Genomic DNA, 16,916 nt, shown 5'->3' with positions numbered 1-16,916 from the left:
CGCAGTCGCCGACTCAGTCCCCCGTCGCTCCGTCGATCCGCTCGCGCAGCAGGTCGGCGTGCCCGTTGTGACGGGCGTACTCCTCGATCATATGGACATAGATCCAGCGCAGATTGAACTGCTCGCCGGACTTGCTGGTGCCGGCCGACAGGTCGTCCAGGGACCGAGGGGCGGTGTGCTCGCGGGCGCGGCTGATCTCGTTCTGCCACGCGCCGTGTGCCTGCTCCCAGGTGTCATCGGTGGTCACATGGTGGTCGCCGTCCGGGTCCTCTTCGGTGTAGAAGAGCGGAGATACGTCCTCGCCCACCAGGATCCGGCGGAACCAGTGGCGCTCGACCTCGGCCATATGGCGTACGAGCCCCAGCAGGTTGAGATCCGACGGCGGGACAGAGGGCTCCCGTAGCTGCTTGTCGTCGAGCCCGACGCATTTCAGGGCGAGGGTCTCACGATGGAAGTCGAGCCACCCTTCGAGCATGTCGCGCTCGCCGGCGGTGATGGACGGTTCGGTGCGTTCGGAGCTGGCCATGAGAGGCATCGTTGATCAGGGCACGTTCGATTGCAAGGCATTTCCAGCCCGGTCCAGCCCTTTCCTGGTCGGTATCCGTGCCGCCCTCGCTCCGGGCTCGCCCAGCTGCCCAGCATTCCGCTCAGCAACTCCCCGAAACCCTTTCCAAGCTCCTCCCGGCTCGGTACGGACGAGTGGCAGGAGCCGACCGCGCAGGAGAACATCAGTCCCTCGCACCAGGCAACCACCGACAGGGCGTGCCGTTCGGGTCCGGCCCTGGTGTGGCCGACTGCCTGGGTGCGTACACCCGCGACCGGCTTCCGCGCACCATGGGCATCGTGCGCCTGGCCACCAGGACCGGCCGGATGGCGCTGCACGACGGCGCCGTCGGGGTCGTCGTTCGCGACGCCCTCATCAGCGCGGTCCCACGCTTCGGGCCGGGACTCGTGCTGCGCGCCTTCGACGGCATCGCCGACCGGCAGCCCCCCGCGCGGCCGTATCCTGCGGGGGAGGCACCCCGGTACACGGGCGCGCGCGCCGACCCGAAGCCGGGCAGGTCGTGTGCCGCCGCCACAGACGAGGGAGACCACGGTGAAGGTCGGCTGCATCGGGCTCGGGGACATCGCGCGTAAGGCCTACCTTCCTGTGCTGACCACCCGGGCGGATGTCGAACTCCATCTGCACACCAGGACGGCCGCCACGCTCGATCGGATCGCGGCCGCCCACCACATCCCCGCGCCCCGCTGCCACACCAGCCTGGACTCACTCGTCGCGCAGCATCTCGACGCAGCCTTCGTGCACGCTCCCACTCCCGTGCACCCCGAGATCGTGACACGCCTGTTGGAGGCAGGTGTGCCGACGTATGTCGACAAACCACTCGCCTATCGGCTCGACGACGCCGCCCGGCTGGTGGAACTGTCGGAAGGGACCGGTACCTCGCTCGCCGTGGGCTTCAATCGCCGATTCGCGCCCGCGTACGTCCAGTGCCTGGACCACCCCCGGGAACTCGTCCTGATGCGCAAGAACCGCGTCGGGCTCCCCGAGGACCCGCGCACCCTGGTCCTGGACGACTTCATCCATGTCGCCGACACCCTGCGGTTCCTGCTGACGGGACCCGTCGAGCACATCGGCGTTCGGGCCAGGGTCAGGGGCGGACTCATGCACCATGTCGTGCTGGAGCTCTCCGGGGACGGCTTCACCGCGATCGGCATGATGAACCGGCGGGGCGGCTCCAGCGAGGAGATCCTCGAAGTGGCGGGACAGGACACCAAGCGGGAGATCCTCAACCTGGCGGACGTCATCGACCACAAGGGCCAGCCGACGGTGCGCCGGCGCGGAGACTGGGTGCCCGTCGCACGCCAGCGCGGAATCGAGCAGTCGGTGTCCGCCTTCCTCGACGCCGTGCGTTCAGGGAGGTTCCTCAGCGCCGAGGACGCGCTGCTGACCCATGAGCTGTGCGAGCGGGTCGTACGGGAGGCCCTGGAGCAGGCCTCCTGAGCACCGGCACCACCCGGCGGGCCACCCCGGTCAGACAGAGTGCCCCGAGGACCGCCAGCGCTCCGTACACGGCCCAGTCCCCGAAGCGCACGTACGGTGTCGTGCCGTGGACCAGCGGAACGCCGTACACGGCAGCGGCGCTGTCGTCCGTGCCCAGCCGTTCGCCCACCTGCCCGCCGTCGGGCCCGTATACGGCGCTGACGCCGGTGAGGGTGGCGTGCACCATCGGCCGCCCGGTCTCCGCGGCCCGCAGTGCCGCGAGCGAGGCATGCTGCGCAGGTGCCCAGCTCTCCTGGAACGTCGATGTCGCCGACTGGGCGATGAGCACCTCGGCGCCGTCCCCGGCCAGCCGCCTGCTCATATCGGGGAACGCAGACTCGAAGCACACGAGCGGCCCCACGCGGACCGCGGTGCCGGGCTGCCCGTCCGGCACCGCCATCACCACCTGGCGGTCGCCGCGCATGCGGTCCTCGCCCGCCGCCCGGCCCACCGAGGTGGCCCAGCCCAGCAGGCCGCGGGCAGGCACGTACTCACCGAAGGGCACCAGCCGCATCTTGTCGTAGCGGTCGCCGGTCGGGCCCGCGGGACCCACCAGCACGCTGCTCTTGAAGATGCCGCCCCGGTCCTCGCCCACCGGGGTGGTCCGCGCCCCCGCAGGGCGACGTGCGTCGACATTGACGAGAATCCCGGCATCCACCGTGCGGGACAGCGCCGCCAGCCGCGCCGACAGATCGGGCCGTGCGCTCAGGTCCATGCCGACGCTGCTCTCGCCCCACACCACAAGATCGACGTCCCGGCCTGACAACTCCCTGGTGAGCTGCTCGCTCCGGGCGAAGCGCCGTTCGGGCCCGGGGACCACCCCCGGCTGGACCACCGCGACACGGAACTCCCCGCCGGACGGCCCCGGCCCCGGCGACCAGATCCAGACCGCCCCCACCGCGACGGCGCACGCGCCCAACCCCACCGCGGAGGGGACGCGCGCGGGGCGAACGGCCACCAGCGCCGCTACCGCCGTGTTCACCGCCACCACAAGCAGGCTCACCAGCCACACCCCACCGACGGAGGCCAACCGCAGGGCGAACGGCACCTGCCACTGGCTCGCCCCGAGCAGTCCCCAGGGGCCGCCCAACCCCTCCCAGGACCTGACCAGTTCCACCATGAGCCAGCCCGATGGCAGCACGGCGAGGGACGCCGCCGCCCGTGCGGCGGACGGGTGCCCGCCGAGCATCAGCCGCACCAGCCAACCCCACGGCGCCCACAACAGCCCGAGCAGCGCCGCCACCAGGACGAGGAACACATGCAGATTCGGCAGCAGCCAGTGGTGGACGGCCAGCATGAAGCCGGTCCCGCCGAGCCATCCGTCGAGCAGCGCACGGCGCGCCGTCGGGGCCGTGCGGACCAGGAGCAGCCACGGGACGAGAGAGACATAGGCGAACCACCACAGCCCGGGGGCCGGGAACGCCAAGACGGGCAGCGCACCCGCCGCGAGCGCGGCCGCAGCACGCCACCAGTGCGACGACAGCAGCCTCGTCAGCCGCTCCCGCCGGCCTACCGGAATCCGCATGCCGCGCCTCCCCGAGAGCAGTGTGTGCCTCCAGTGTGAGTCAGCGGCCGGCCCGGGGGCATCCGGCGGTACCGGGACTGAGCCCGGGGCGGGTCGAGCGCGGGAGGCGGCGAGGCGCGGGGATTCGGCCGTGCCGCACTCACTCGGCGACCGCAGAGGGGAACGAGGCATGCCGCCACTTCTCCTGGACGGTGACCGAACGCAGCCGCCAGCCACCGTCCGTACGCGCCAGGCCGAAGGTGTACCGGCCACCGGACACGAAGCCGTCGCCCGACTCCAGCCGCATCGGATTGACGTAGTCGGCCCGCACTTCCGCCCCGTCACCCGGATAGCCGCCGAGGTCCTGGATCAGCACCCGTCGGTTGACGATCAGATGCTGCCGCACCGGAAAGAGCCTCAGCGTCTCCTCCAGCCACCCGGCGACTTCCGTCGCGGGACCCTCGATGCCACCGGCGCCGCGGTAGTCGGCGCGGCCGTCCGCGGTGAACAGGGCCCGGTAGCCCGCCCAGTCCGCGTCGTCCACCGCCATCGCGTACCCGGTGACCACGTCGTTGATCGCCAACCGGTCCATCACCGTCGCGAGATCCACGCGCTGCGTCATCGACCAAGTGTCGGACAGCGCGGTCGCCGCGCCAAGAGGCCCGCACCGTCAGCGGCGCTTGAACCGGCCGGTCGGCTCCCCGCGCCGAACCGCCCCAGGAGCACGGGCCGCGGGGTGGTCGGCCGCGGCGGAGGAGCTGAGCTGCCAGGGCACGCTGGTCACCGTGACCCCGGGGGTGAACAGCAGCCTGCTCTTCAGCCACAGCGCCGAATGGTTGTGCAGGATGTTCTCCCACCAGTGCCCGACCACGTACTCGGGGATGAAGACGGCGATCACGTCCCGAGGACTCTCCCGGACGATGGAACGGACGTACACCATCACCGCGCTGGTGATCTCCCGGTAGGGGGAGTCGACCACCTTGAGCGGCACGTCGATGCCGAACTCCTCCCACTGGCGCTGCAACTCGGCGGTGGAGTCGCGGTCCACGGCCACCGTCAGGGCCTCCAACCGGTCGGGCCGGAAGGCCCGGGCGTAGGCGAGTGCCCGCAGCGTGGGCTTGTGCAGGGTCGACACCAGCACGATGGCGAAGACCCGGGAGGGCGGCGCCAGCGCACCCTTGGGCTCCGTCACCGCCAGTTCGGCGGCCGTGGAGTCGTAGTGCCGACGGATGGCCCGCATCGTCACCCAGAGCACGACGGCGGCGACCACTGCCAGCCAGGCGCCCTGGGTGAACTTGGTGAGCAGCACGATCACCAGCACCAGACAGGTGATGGCCGCGCCGGTGGCGTTGATGATCCGGGCCGTCTGATGACGCCTGCGCAGCCCCGGGTCCCGCTCGGTGCGCAGCTCCCGGTTCCAGTGCCGGACCATGCCGGTCTGGGACAGTGTGAAGGAGGTGAACACACCCAGGATGTAGAGGTGGATCAGGCTGGTGACGTTCGCCTTGTAGGCCCACAGCAGCGCGCCCGCGACGAGGGCGAGGGCGAGGATGCCGTTGGAGAACGCCAGCCGGTCTCCCCGGTTGTGCAACTGCCTGGGCAGATAACGGTGCTGAGCGAGGATCGAGGCGAGCAGCGGAAAGCCGTTGAAGGCCGTGTTGGCGGCGAGGATCAGCACCAGAGCGGTGACCGCCTGCACGTAGTAGAAGCCGAAGCTGTGGTCGCCGGCGAAGACCGCGGCGGCCAGCTGGGCGATGACCGTGCGCTGGGTGTAGTTCGCGCAGTCGGGCAGGCCGATGAGGTCGCAGCTGTCTGCCGCGATGTGCACCTTGGCGACGATGGCGAGGGTGGTGACCCCGGCGAACATGGCGATGGCGATCAGTCCCATCGCCGCCAGCGTGGTCGCCGCGTTCCGTGCCTTCGGCTTGCGGAAGGCCGGTACGCCGTTGGAGATCGCCTCGACTCCGGTCAGCGCGGTGCAGCCGCTGGAGAACGCGCGCAGCACCAGCATCACCAGGGCCAGCCCCAGGAGATCAGCCTCACCCGGTTCGGGCTTGATGCCGTACTGGGCCGTCTCGGCGACCGGGGCATCCCCCAGGAGGTAGCGGACGAGCCCGGTGCCGCACATGATCAGCACACCGGCGATGAACAGATACGTCGGCGCGGCGAAGGCGCGACCCGACTCCCGTACCCCGCGCAGGTTGACCGCCGTGAGCAGGGCGACGAAGGCGAGGGCCATTGCCACCCGGTGGTCGGCCAGGGAGGGGATCGCCGAGATGATGTTGTCGACTCCGGAGGCGACCGACACGGCCACGGTCATCACATAGTCGACCATCAGGGCGGCGGCGACGACCAGACCCGCCGATTCACCGAGATTGGTCGTGGCCACCGCGTACGACCCGCCACCACTCGGATAGGCGTGCACCACCTGCCGGTACGACAGCACCACGACGGCCATCAGCAGCACGACCGCGGCCGCGATCCACGGAGTGAAGTGCAGATAGGCGAGTCCGCCGACGGTGAGCACCAGCAGGATCTCCTGCGTGGCGTACGCGACCGATGACAACGGGTCCGAGGCGAAGATCGGGAGCGCCAGCCGCTTGGGGAGCAACGTCTCGCCCAGCTCATCGCTGCGCAGCGCCCGCCCGATGACCAGCCGCTTCAAAACCGCCGTCAGGTTGAACACGGCGCGAGCGTATGCGGCCCCCCGTGTGACGACATCCCGCCGCGCCGGGGTGTCGTCACACGGCGGGACACATGGCGGGCCGGGGCCTCAGCCCGCGGACTCGCCCGCGTGCGGGCTGAGGGCGTCCGCACCCACCAGAGTGAAGATCACGATGCGAGGATGATCCGGTAGATCATGAAGGGCGTGAAGCTCCTGGCCATGATGATGAACCAGTTCAAGCATCGAGGTCCTGAGCAGCTTTGACCTGCTGTTTTCACCACTCCCCAAGATCGAACGGGAGAGCAGTGGGAGATGGCACTTTCCAGTGCTCTCCCTCGCTGGCCCGAAGCTCAGCCACCTGGTTTGCAGCGAATCGGCAATCCCCTGCTCCACGGTCAGGGGGAACGTGCGAGTGGAGACCTTCCACGCCGGCGACCCCGTGCGCTCACAGTCGTAGCTCGAGCCGACCCGGCCCGTACCATGCCGGATGCTGTGGCGGCGGCATACCTCGGCGAAGGCGGCCACGCTGTACTGGGCGGATTCAGTTGATCGTCGCAGCACCCCCCTGACCTGGGAGTATGTTGTGGCGCAGGGACGAGCACAGGCGGCGCCTCGGGCGGGGGCCGCAAACGGGTCGCCGATGTGGATCCGGGGCTGCGGCCGGCTCTGCCGGCGCTGGTCGAACCTGATGTGCGGGGTGATCCGATGTCGCCGCTGCGATGGACGGTGAAGTCGACCCGCGCACTCGCGAGGGAACTGACCCGGGCCGGACGCCGAGTCGGCGCGGACACCGTCGCCGATCTGCTGTGGGAGCAGGGGAACTCGACACCAGCACCTACCCGACCGGAGTACAGGTCAGTGACGCGCAGCCGGCGACCTTGCCACTGCCCCGCCACGGCTTCCACGGCTACTGGAACTACGTCCTGCACTCTCGGCCCAACCTCGCCATCCCGGTCTCCCGGACCTCACAAACACCGGCGTCGGAGTGCGACCAGGCCCTGCTGAGCGCCCCCGCGCTGACCGGCATGTCCCCGCCCGCAGCAACTGAACGACCTCACAGGGACTCTGGCTCCGGACGGGGACGACCGGCGCGGCCGTCCGCCCCGGTCTGCTTTCCCCGACCAGGTCCTGGCCACCGTGCTCCACCCGCACCTCGCCCTGGCCGCGGAACCCCTCGCCGTACTCTTCGGCAGCAGCCGCACCGCCATGCACCGCAACCTCCTGAAGATCAGGAAACTGCTCGAAGCGCACGGCATCGCCATCCCACCAGCGACCACCCCACCCGCCGCCCTCACACCCCTCCACGCCCGAGTCCTCGCCCAAAGCAGCGACCCCGAGAGCAAGATCAAGAGAACGGGTCAGTGATCTACACGCCCTTGGCGTGGTGGCCGGGTTTCGAGACGACCTTCCAGGCGCGGGTGCGGAGGGGGCGCCAACAAACTCACTCGCCTTGTGGTTGCCGACCTGCATCGGTAAACGTCGCAGCGCCTGTGCGGGGGTCTTCACGGGCCATCTCCCTTCGACGAGAACCGCAAGTATTCGATCGAATTAAGTTAGCGAACCGATCTGTGATCAGCGGAAGTTTACGGCTTCTGTCACATCTTATCGCTGACGTAAGAACCGACTTCACGGCTGATACACATAACCCGTTGGTGTCATCTGTCAGGCACCCGTGCGAATTCCACGCGTGATACGCACGAGCGGCTACCGGTCAAAGGGGTGTGGTGTCGGACATTCACGTATGCCTTCACCAGGCCGGACACGGTGCGCTCTCTGTTGCGCTGGCCCAGTGCAGGGCCGACAAAACCACCACGGCTCTTCAGGTGCGTGGCAGACCTGGCGGGGTGTTCTATCTACGTCAGGGAAGCGTGGTCGCTGTCGAGAGCTCTGGCGCCCCCGGGGTCGAGGCACTCCTGTTGCGCTCCGGCCGGTTGAGCGAGGCGGACTTGGCCGAGCTGTTTCCCGCGCGGACCCCTCCGGAGAACCTGGATGCCGGGCTCGTCACCCGTGGGCGCATCGGCGTGGCCGAGCTTCAGGTCGTCATCGCGATGGCCCTGCAGGACGCGGCATTTGCCGTGCTCGCGGGAGACGTGACCGACTGCGTCGCAGCCCACGGCAGCGGCCCGGAGGGCCCCCTCGCGCCTGGCGAGGACCCGCTGCGGCTGCTGGACAGCGCTGCCCGGAAACTCGCCGGTCTGGCCGCGCTGCCCCATGCAGTCCTGCCCGACCGCGAGCGGGTCATTGCAGGGCCGGGCGTCAACGGCGCGGCGAAGGAACTGACACCACACAGGCAGGAAATTCTCTTCCTTGCCGACGGCCGACGCACCCCACGGGACATCGCCTTCGCGCTCGGCCGCGGCGTCTACGGCGTGACCGTCGAGGTATCACGCCTGCTCGGTGAGGGGCTGCTGGAGCGAGCGCGTGGTGCGGCCGCGGTCGGCGTGCCCAAGGTATGGGCGGAGCGCGCCCCGGCGCCACGCCATGAAGTCGCCGCTGGGGACACCGGGCGCGGCGGAACGGCCCTTCCTCGCCGCGTTCCTGGAGCCAGCGGGTTCAGATCGAAGGCTCTCGGCACGGAGAAATCTGCAGAGAGCTGGAAAGGGCTCTTCCGCTTCAGGAGTCGAGCCCGACAAACGGACTTGAGGGTCGTCGACCCCTGAAGACCGGGAATCACACCCCATGTGCGAGGAGGTATATGAATGGATCACGAGGCGCTGGCGAATGAAATGAAGGGGCTTCGCGACCAGATTCCGGGAATCACCGATACGGTCATCGCCGCGGTGGACGGAATGCTCATCGCGGCCGACACAGACGCCGATATCGAACCGAACGGCCTCGCCGCACTCGCCGCGGCCAGCATGGGCATCGCCCAGCGCACGGCGGCGGCCACTGGCCGCGGACCCCTGCGGCGCACGGTGACTTGCGGAAGCAAGGGTTGCGCCGCGGTGTACGCGGTGGGGGACACGGCCCTCATGGTGATCGTCGGCGACGAAGGACTCGCCGTCGAGCATCTGCACCTGGAATCCCAGCCGATGCTGAAGCGCATCGGAGCCATCCTCTCCGAAGGGAACTGACTACATGGCCACCAAACGCATCACGGGATTCTCGGACCAGATCATGGCGCTGGTGAAGGCCCTGAGAGCCGAGACACCCGACTGTGTCGCGGCTGGTGTCGTCGACATGGCGACAGGCATGCTCCTGTCCTACGAGACCGTCGACACCCATCCCAACGAGGTCCTGGATCTGCTCGCGGGAGCGACTCTGGACCTGTTCCAGGGACGCACGGTACTGATGATTGAAGACGTGTTCAAGGAACGGCGGGGAGTCCAAAATGATCATCACTACTTCCAGGAAATCCTGGTGAACAGTGAGAATCTAACCCACTTGTTTATCCGGATGAACGACAGTCAGGACGTCGTTGCGGTGGCGGTATGCCGTAAATCGGTGAACGTGGGCATGCTCTTCGCCCAGGCCAGGCGCGTGATAAAGGAGTACGGAGGAATCTGAGCCGTAGGCGGTCCGGGGCTGGCCCCCGGACCGTCACCCCCGACTACTTGCCGCGACTCGCCAGGGCGGTTGGACACCGGCCGGATCACCGGCCTGCGCCCCTACTTCTACTCGGTGTCGGCCCCGCGCGTACCGCGGGGCCGGTGTTACCCACTCCCAGTTGCCTTCTTGACGGCCCTGCAACGGGGCTCCCGGCCTTCGGACCCGGCGTGACTGAGCCCCCTTGTCGATCAGGATCGAAAAAGTGGTGTCACCGGGACCGAAGGCATTGGCAGACCGCTGATGCAGACCGCTGATTAGGGGCACGAGCGCCGATCCCGGATGGGAGAGGCAGTCTCTTCGTAACGCGGATGCCGGCACGCTGATGCCGCAGGTGAGGCCGGGAAGAACGCGCGCACGGGAGCGGGCCCGTGGGTGGTCAAGGTGGCATCGACGTCTATCTGGGTCTGGACGTCGGCAGCGCTTTCGCCTCCGCCGAGCGCCTGGCTGCCTACGCCGGACTGGCTCCGGTCACACGCGCCTCCGGCCCCTCCATCCGCGGCGAACACCCCGCTCGGCGAGGTAACAAGCAGCTCTAGGTGACTGGTGTTAAGCGGGTCGTCCTGGGCGTGCGGTGTCGCCGTTGGGGGTGTCAGGGTCGTGGTTGCTGGCTGGTGGTCGGGCGGCGTGTGGGCGGTTCGTGGCCGTCGTGGGGGCTGTTGAGGGCTTGGCACGGCCGCGTGCGGGTCGTTTGCATGGTCCAGGGCGCCCTCGGGACGGTCAGCCGGCGGCGACCGCCCACTTGTCACTGCCTGTGGACATGATTCCGAGCACGCCGAGCCGCGCGACGTTGACGGCGGCGGCCAGCAAGGAGAAGTCGGCGGCGATCTTGGCCCGGCCCCGCACCCGGGCGCGGCGTCCGCCGTGTCGCCGCCGCATCAGGTGGGCGATCTTGCGTTCGACCTTGGGGCGGGTGGCCCGGTAGGCGGCCAGCCAGACGGGGTCCGCACTGCGAGCCCGGCCCCGGGCCAGGTGTTCTTCGTGAGGGCCGATGGTGATGACGCGTCCGTTCCTGGCGGTAGTGCACTGCGCCGCAAGGGGGCAGGCGGCGCAGGCGGTCTTGAAGCAGGCCGCCCCACCGCCATCAGACTTCGGGCGGATCGCGGCGGTCATCTGGTTCGGGCAGGTGACCTGCCCTGCCTCCAGATCGATGGTGAAGGCGTCCTTGGAGAACCGCCCACCGGGCGCGTTGGCCGCCTGCACCTTGACCATCACCCGGGCGCCCGCGTCGTCCAGCTCGGCCAGCAGCGGCCCGGTCCCGTAAGCGGCGTCGCCGTAGACTTCGGCCCGCGCCTGGTCTGCCTGCTCGGCGGCAGGTGGTTGGAGAACGTCGGCGAGCAGGTCGGCGGCGGGCTCGGCATCGCCGGCGTTGCCCGCCGTGACCTCGGTCGCGGTGATGACCTCGCTGTCGGGTTCCTCGGCCACATGACCCTTGTAACCGTCGAAGGACCGGCGGACGGTCTTGTGGCCGTGCCGGGCCTCGGGATCAACCGTGGAGATGACCCGGTCCGCGGCCACCTTGCGGGCGATCTTGAAGACGCCCCCGTCCTGCTCCAGGTCCTGGCCCAGCACGGTGGCCAGCAACCGCGCGGCCTGGCCCACATCCCCGGGCACGGCCCGGCCGTCCAGCACGGTCAGCAGCGCGAACCCGTCACGGGCCCGCGAATCGATGAGGGCTTCCCGCTCGGCCGCGTCCGTCCAGTCGATGACCGGCTTGTCCGTGCTGGTGTAGGCGTCCCCGCTGGAGATCACCGCCCGCAGCTCGGCCCGCAGCACGTGATCGGCCGCCCGCAGCAGGCCGCGGATGGCCGAACGGATCAGCGTGATGGTGTCCTGCGTGGCCACCGCGTCATAGATCGGTGCCGAGTCCAGCACCCTCCTGCGGCCGACCAGTCCGGCCTGTGCAGCAACCTCTACCGTCCGCTCGAAGATCCGGTTCGGCCGGGCGGAAGCGGCAAGCCTCGCCCGCATGTCGACCAGCACGGTGTGCACGAACCCCGGATGGTCGAAGTCCAGCCCGCCGGCGGCGTACTTCCAGCGCACATCGAACGCGAACCGCTCGACCGCCTCGCGATCGGACAAACCCTCCAGACGCTGCAGGACCATCACGACCGCCACGATCATCGGCGGCACCGACCTGCGGCCGTCCTCGGCGAACAGATCGGCGAACATCTCATCGGGGAACAACGCCCGGCACTCGCGGTGCAGCACCGCGTAGATCGAGTTCGGCGCCAGCCGACCCTCGCAGAAACCCACTGTGGAGGAGAGCAACCCCGGCTGCATCGGAGTCCGGCCCACTGCCATCGCTCAACCTCTCCCCACACCCAGCGACCAACACCCCGCAGCCTGACACAGGACGAAGACCCAGCGCGAGCTCACACGATTAACACCAGTCACCTAGCGCGCCGTCTACCTGGCTGCGTTCGCCTCGCTCTCGCAGCCAGGGGAACGGACCCACTACGACAGGAAACGCCGCGAGGGGAAACACCACGTCGCAGCGCTGATCGCTCTCGCCCGCAGACGCATCGACGTGCTCTTCGCCACGCTCCGCGACGGCACTTTCCACGAGCCACCGACCCCTATCGCGGCTTGACGAAGGCCTTAGGTGCACTTTTCGGCCCGCACGTGGGCCGAGTCGAGAACCGTGCGGGACAGGTCCAGTAGACCGCACTCGTCGATCCGGTCGAGGGCCGCTTCGTGTAACCGTCCCCAGACGCCGGCCCTCGACCGGATCATGAACCGACGATGGGCGGTGGACTTCGAGATGTCGAAGCACGGCGGCAGAGACCGCCAGGCACAACCGCTGACCAGCACATGGACGATCGCGGCGAACAGTGTCTCATCCGGTGTCCCGCCGCCCTTCGGCCGCACCTTCGACGCAGGGACCAGCGGCTTCGCGGTCTCCCGCAGTCCGCCCGGAACAATCCAACTCCACGTACCCCGCCCCATACCGAGGTCAGCGACGCCTCACCACTTAGGACACGGTCTGAGCCGTCCGTGATCATTCTCGGCGTCAACTCAACGGCTGTACTGATGTTCCCCCGCGGCTTTCGGCGCCGATCCGGTACCCGCCAGATCGGATCCGTCTGGCGATCAACCCCTGGATTCAGGAGGATCCCTCTCGGCAGGCCGGTGCACCGGGTGTACTGACCCTCCAGTGGCCGGCTTGCTGTTGCAGAAGCGTGTGCCCTCCGGGGCTAGAATTGCAGAGTTCTGCAATTCATAAGGTTCATGTGAGCGTGTGGGGGTGGCGGTGTGTCCCGGTTCGCGGAAGCGGTGAGGGAGCGTGTGTGGGCGGCGCGGGCTCGAGCGGCGGCTGCCCAGGAGGCCGGTGATGTCGTGGGGGAGGCTGAGGCGGCTGACGAGCTTGATGATGCGCTGCGTATGGCCCGCGAACATGGCGTAGATGTGGACGCCGCCGGGTGAGCCGCTCCGTAAGCCTGGTGTGCGACACCACGGTTGGAGTTTCGCTGTGGAACGGTGCCCGCTGGTGCTGGCCGAGGTGTGCGAGCGTACGGAGTGGAGCTGCGGTGTTTCTGATGATCAGCGAGCCGGTGAGCAAGGTGGTACGGCACGCCGAGCAGTCCCCGGCCGTCATTTTCACTGTGGTGCGGGCCGGCAGTGTGCTGGCAGCCGTACCCCGGCCCTAGGTCGCCGCCCGCTATGCCGGATCCGGATTCGGCAGCCGGGCACGCGCCCGTGCGGAGCGGGCGGTTCGGGGCCGCCGGGGCCGGCCGGACAAGAACGTCGCTGTCCGGGTGGCCAAGAGGTCTGCGTCCCGCGGGAAGAAGGAGTCATGTACGAGATCGGGTACGCCTCTGTGCCCGGTGCGCTGGCCCGGACGCTGGTGGCGGCTGGGCGCGTCTCGGAGACTGTCGCGCAGGCCGACCGGGATGGGGTGCGGGTCTACGTCCGGCCGTGTCCCCCGTGCTCAGGCCGGCCGGCTGCAGGAAGGGAGCCATTGTGAGTAGCGCGAGTCGCGACGAGGAGTGGAAGGGGAAGGGCGTCGCGCTGCGCGCGTTCTTCTGTATCTTCGGCACGCACGTGTTCGCCGGCTTTGTGTGGCTGCTGTTCTACGTGGGCCAGCACGCCCAGAAGTAGCCCGCCGCGCAGGCGGTCGCCCCGTGGTGTCGGACACGGTGATGCTGCTCGCTGCGGAAGCCGGATCGTGGGGCGCGGCAATGGGGGTGGCGGGCTCATCCCGGCTTGACCCCGTGCTGGCGGAGGCCGTGGTCGACACGCCCCTTGAAGATTCTCTGACGCGCCATGTGATGGTCATGCGTCTCTTCGCCCTACAAGGGGAGGGTGATCCAGATTCCTTTGCCGTGGCCGTCGGCGTCTGCGCGGACTACGGTGGTGCCGCCGAGGCCGAGGGTGAGCTCGACGACGGTGGCCAGGCCGCCGTGGTGGGTGGGATGGGCGTGCAGCAAGGCTGGCTGGTAGGGGTGGCGGTCGTGGACTGCGAACGCGAATGTGTCCGGGGCCCCGGCGTAGATCACTGTGATGTTGGGTGAGAGGGCGGCGGCGTGCCGCACGCTGTTGGTGACCAGCTCGGCAAGGATGAGCAGCGCCGGCGCTACGGCGTGGTGGTGGCGGCTGATGCCCCACTCCATCAGTAGTTGTTCGGTGGTCTCGCGCGCTGTCCGCACTGCGGAGCCGACAGCGGGCATCGTCAGCACGTGGCGGTAGGGCAGATCGCTGATCGCAGAGAACATCTCACGGGTTCCCGTTCACCATTTGGAAACCGGTCCGTACCCGGCTCAGCTGGCTCCCCGGATTCACACGGCGCGGTTGGCCGAGAGGCGTTGCGCCGCCCGGGCCGTACTTGGGGACGGTCGGGGCGAGGGCCGCGGTCATCGCCCCGACCGGGCCCGCCGCTTGGAGATCCGAACTGCCGAACGGCTCCGCGAGCGCACCGGCCAGGACTGCAGTTGCCCCGCCCGCTTCAGCTCCGAACCCGGGCGACTGCCTGAAGTCGAGCGCGAAGGGCAGCGCCACAAGCACCAGCCCGGCCTGCGGATCGCGGGGTGGAATCGGTTGCGTGCTTGCGAGACCGCGCGCGGGTAGCAGGCCGGGCACCGGGTCCCAGGGCAGGGGTGTCAGCCTGTTCACCGCGCGGCGACCTCGGATTCCTGCAGCTCCGTCAGCAGTTTGTTCTGACCGGCCAGCATTACGGTGAGGATCCGCCGTGCTGCCCGCAGCAGATCCGCCACATCGCCGCCCGCCAGCGCGTAGACCACCGTTGAGCCCTCCCTGGCCGAAGTGACGATCCCCGAGCGTCGCAGCACGGCCAGCTGCTGCGACAGTGCCGGCGGCTCCACTTCGATCGCCGCCAGCAGATCCCGCACCGGCATCGGCCCGTCCTGCAGCAGTTCCAGCACTCGGATACGCACCGGATGACCGAGCATGCGGAAGAACTCGGCCTTGGCCTGATAGAGCGGAACCGACACCGTGAGGCCCCTTTCTCCTCATTCGCCTCAGATGGCCAGGCGTCCCATCCGGCTGGCACCCGCAGACACCTCCATGATGTATGGAATTGCAGAATTCCGCAATCGTCCGTCCTGGGTGTGCGGCCGCTCGTTCGTCCTGCATCCAGGCGAGGTCGAGAGGTTCCGCTACACGCACCGGGGCTCCGAAACCGGGAGCAACGGGACGCCACGGGCGGCTGCGTTCCGAAACGCACCGCCATGCAGTCCGAGGTGGCAAGAATCGCCTGCCTTGTACCTGCCGAGGGCTTGATCGAGCGGGATCCCGGCCGGCAGCCACAGGGCGCCCCAGGTCCGGGCGGTGGCGGAGATCGGCGCGGCAGCGAGTGCGAACTCGTAGGGCAGTAGCGCGAGCTCCACCCGCGGGTATCGGAGCGTCAGATCTCCCTGAGGGCCGTCCCATGCCCGCCGCTGCTGCCGCACGGCGTCGGTGGCCGGCAAGGGTGCGCTGATGGGGATGCGTGCCCATGGCACGGCAACATGCAGGGTACCCCTGTGACCAGCATCAGCCCGAGTGACTGCCCGTCCTGCGAGACGACGTAGACGCCGCAAGCCCGTGCACCAGCGTCGGACCATGCTTGAGACAGCAGCGTGTCGACATGTCCGCTGTCTGCCGTCTCCGCTCCAGAAGCCTGCGTGTCCTGGAGAGCTGGTTCCTCGAACGTCCGCCGAGCAGAGCGATGATGCGGGCTTCGCGTGTTGCACACCGTCAAGTGCTTGTTCGATCTTCGCGAGCGACGGGTGCAGACGGGTCTCGCGCTCCGTCTCCGGCAACACCGTCTTCCGTCCTGCCGGAGCCACCCGCCCGTGCGCTGGTCACCGCCTCCCCCAGGTGGCAGCCTCGGGGCGCATCCGCCACGCTCAGGCAGGGGTCACCGAGACTCGGGCGCCCGCGGGCGCGTACTGTAGCGCGATCCGCATGAGCCCTCACCTGCTACCGGGATTCTCCCACCCGCCTCGCACACGATGCGTAACTTCACCGTCACCCAATCGGCGGGCACGTGCAGAGCGCAGGTGCCCTGGCGAAGAGTGAGGACGCAGGCTATGGCCAACATAGAAGTCTCTCTCAAGGAGACCGTGACATCGATCGAGGGCAGCCTGGGGGCCGCCCTCGTCGACTACACCAGCGGGATGGCACTGGGCACGATCGGCGGTAGCAAGGATCTCGACCTGACGGTGGCTGCTGCGGGTAACACCGATGTGATCCGCGCCAAGGCCCGCACCATGGAACTCCTCGGCCTCGACGACGAGATCGTCGACGTGCTGATCACGCTCAGCAGTCAGTACCACCTCATCCGGCTGCTCAAAGGCCGCAGCGGCGACGGGCTGTTCCTCTACCTTGTCCTGGACAAGGCGAAGTCCAACCTGGCCATGGCCCGGCACCAGCTCAGCCGCATCGAAGCTCACCTGGAGCTGTAGCGCCTGACCCGTATCCCGGGACGCAGCATGCCCGATAATTGAAGATTTCTTCAATTAGTCACATGACGAATCAGGGCAGTTGCTCATGTACACGACCCCAAAACCGGGTCCGAGCGGATGACACCGCGTGCGGCGGCCATCACGGCCGCCGCACCGGCGTGTCCCGCAGGGACCCGGTTTTGGGGTCGCAGGGCTGGCGCCCGGGGCGCAAATGGCCGGGTCTGATCGCCGTGCATTCAGGGCTCTGAGGGTGAA

At 68.7% G+C, this 16,916-nt stretch carries 16 protein-coding genes and 4 pseudogenes; 11 read left to right on the top strand and 9 right to left on the bottom strand.

Annotated features, from left to right (window positions below):
• Positions 1-13 precede the first annotated feature (13 nt).
• Positions 14-526 carry a DinB family protein gene (locus V1460_RS21695; RefSeq protein ID WP_338675296.1) on the bottom strand — a complete coding sequence of 171 codons (513 nt, stop codon included), beginning with the start codon at positions 524-526 and terminating at the stop codon, positions 14-16.
• A 236-nt stretch (positions 527-762) separates the two neighbouring features.
• Here V1460_RS21695 and V1460_RS21685 point away from each other — a divergent pair, with 236 nt between their 5' ends.
• Positions 763-1,137, top strand: a complete 375-nt coding sequence (locus V1460_RS21685) for a hypothetical protein (protein ID WP_338678401.1) — start codon at positions 763-765, stop codon at positions 1,135-1,137.
• Positions 1,097-2,002, top strand: coding sequence for a Gfo/Idh/MocA family oxidoreductase (locus tag V1460_RS21680; protein ID WP_338675295.1), 906 nt, complete (start codon positions 1,097-1,099; stop codon positions 2,000-2,002). The genes V1460_RS21685 and V1460_RS21680 overlap by 41 nt, the downstream gene beginning before the upstream one ends.
• On the opposite strand, the gene lnt is transcribed toward V1460_RS21680, so the two are convergent.
• From lnt to V1460_RS21665, 3 genes are all read right to left on the bottom strand, one after another.
• A complete protein-coding gene (gene lnt / locus V1460_RS21675) occupies positions 1,926-3,566 on the bottom strand; it encodes an apolipoprotein N-acyltransferase (protein WP_338675294.1) in 1,641 nt (546 codons plus the stop codon). The genes V1460_RS21680 and lnt overlap by 77 nt on opposite strands.
• Before the next feature lie 139 nt (positions 3,567-3,705).
• Entirely contained in the window at positions 3,706-4,167 is a 462-nt protein-coding gene (locus V1460_RS21670) for a nuclear transport factor 2 family protein (protein WP_338675293.1), read from the bottom strand.
• A 48-nt stretch (positions 4,168-4,215) separates the two neighbouring features.
• Positions 4,216-6,231, bottom strand: coding sequence for an APC family permease (locus tag V1460_RS21665; RefSeq protein ID WP_338675292.1), 2,016 nt, complete (start codon positions 6,229-6,231; stop codon positions 4,216-4,218).
• A gap of 594 nt (positions 6,232-6,825) precedes the next feature.
• On the opposite strand from V1460_RS21665, the pseudogene V1460_RS21660 reads away from it, so the two are divergent.
• From V1460_RS21660 to V1460_RS21635, 6 genes and pseudogenes are all read left to right on the top strand, one after another.
• A pseudogene (locus V1460_RS21660) lies at positions 6,826-7,044 on the top strand (ISAzo13-like element transposase-related protein); the annotation flags it as partial.
• 303 nt (positions 7,045-7,347) lie between these two features.
• A complete protein-coding gene (locus V1460_RS21655) occupies positions 7,348-7,575 on the top strand; it encodes a hypothetical protein (RefSeq protein ID WP_338675291.1) in 228 nt (75 codons plus the stop codon).
• Between the two features lie 503 nt (positions 7,576-8,078).
• A complete protein-coding gene (locus V1460_RS21650) occupies positions 8,079-8,870 on the top strand; it encodes a MarR family transcriptional regulator (RefSeq protein ID WP_338675290.1) in 792 nt (263 codons plus the stop codon).
• A 39-nt stretch (positions 8,871-8,909) separates the two neighbouring features.
• Positions 8,910-9,284 (top strand): roadblock/LC7 domain-containing protein, encoded by a 375-nt coding sequence (locus V1460_RS21645; protein WP_338675289.1) that lies wholly within the window; start codon positions 8,910-8,912, stop codon positions 9,282-9,284.
• A gap of 4 nt (positions 9,285-9,288) precedes the next feature.
• Positions 9,289-9,717: a hypothetical protein gene (locus tag V1460_RS21640; protein ID WP_338675288.1), complete on the top strand. Its 429-nt coding sequence runs from the start codon at positions 9,289-9,291 to the stop codon at positions 9,715-9,717.
• Positions 9,718-10,178: 461 nt separating this feature from the next.
• Positions 10,179-10,292: pseudogene (locus tag V1460_RS21635) on the top strand (transposase); the annotation flags it as partial.
• A 184-nt stretch (positions 10,293-10,476) separates the two neighbouring features.
• Here the strand turns inward: V1460_RS21635 and V1460_RS21630 are convergent.
• On the bottom strand, positions 10,477-12,060 hold the full coding sequence (locus V1460_RS21630; RefSeq protein ID WP_338673703.1) for an IS1182 family transposase: 1,584 nt from the start codon (positions 12,058-12,060) through the stop codon (positions 10,477-10,479).
• A 97-nt stretch (positions 12,061-12,157) separates the two neighbouring features.
• Here V1460_RS21630 and V1460_RS21625 point away from each other — a divergent pair.
• Positions 12,158-12,349 (top strand): annotated as a pseudogene (locus V1460_RS21625) (IS110 family transposase); the annotation flags it as partial.
• A gap of 17 nt (positions 12,350-12,366) precedes the next feature.
• On the opposite strand, the pseudogene V1460_RS21620 reads toward V1460_RS21625, so the two are convergent.
• Positions 12,367-12,705 (bottom strand): annotated as a pseudogene (locus V1460_RS21620) (transposase); the annotation flags it as partial.
• Between the two features lie 1,014 nt (positions 12,706-13,719).
• On the opposite strand from V1460_RS21620, the gene V1460_RS21615 reads away from it, so the two are divergent.
• Entirely contained in the window at positions 13,720-13,857 is a 138-nt protein-coding gene (locus V1460_RS21615; RefSeq protein WP_338675287.1) for a DUF6126 family protein, read from the top strand.
• 191 nt (positions 13,858-14,048) lie between these two features.
• Here V1460_RS21615 and V1460_RS21610 read toward each other — a convergent pair whose 3' ends face one another.
• The 3 genes from V1460_RS21610 to V1460_RS21600 are packed head-to-tail and all read right to left on the bottom strand — an operon-like array spanning position 14,049 to position 15,206.
• The gene (locus tag V1460_RS21610; RefSeq protein WP_338675286.1) at positions 14,049-14,471 is read right to left on the bottom strand and encodes an ATP-binding protein; all 423 of its coding nucleotides are present in this window, start codon (positions 14,469-14,471) and stop codon (positions 14,049-14,051) included.
• Between the two features lies 1 nt (position 14,472).
• Entirely contained in the window at positions 14,473-14,868 is a 396-nt protein-coding gene (locus tag V1460_RS21605; RefSeq protein WP_338675285.1) for a hypothetical protein, read from the bottom strand.
• Positions 14,865-15,206 carry a metalloregulator ArsR/SmtB family transcription factor gene (locus V1460_RS21600; protein WP_338675284.1) on the bottom strand — a complete coding sequence of 114 codons (342 nt, stop codon included), beginning with the start codon at positions 15,204-15,206 and terminating at the stop codon, positions 14,865-14,867. The genes V1460_RS21605 and V1460_RS21600 overlap by 4 nt, the downstream gene beginning before the upstream one ends.
• 1,080 nt (positions 15,207-16,286) lie before the next feature.
• Here V1460_RS21600 and V1460_RS21595 point away from each other — a divergent pair.
• Positions 16,287-16,661: a hypothetical protein gene (locus V1460_RS21595; RefSeq protein ID WP_338675283.1), complete on the top strand. Its 375-nt coding sequence runs from the start codon at positions 16,287-16,289 to the stop codon at positions 16,659-16,661.
• The last annotated feature ends 255 nt before the right edge of the window (positions 16,662-16,916 follow it).

This window comes from Streptomyces sp. SCSIO 30461 (genome assembly GCF_037023745.1).
Taxonomy (GTDB): Bacteria; Actinomycetota; Actinomycetes; order Streptomycetales; family Streptomycetaceae; genus Streptomyces.
The sequence above is the reverse complement of the archived record's forward strand: the minus strand, read 5'-3'. Positions and strand labels throughout refer to the sequence as shown.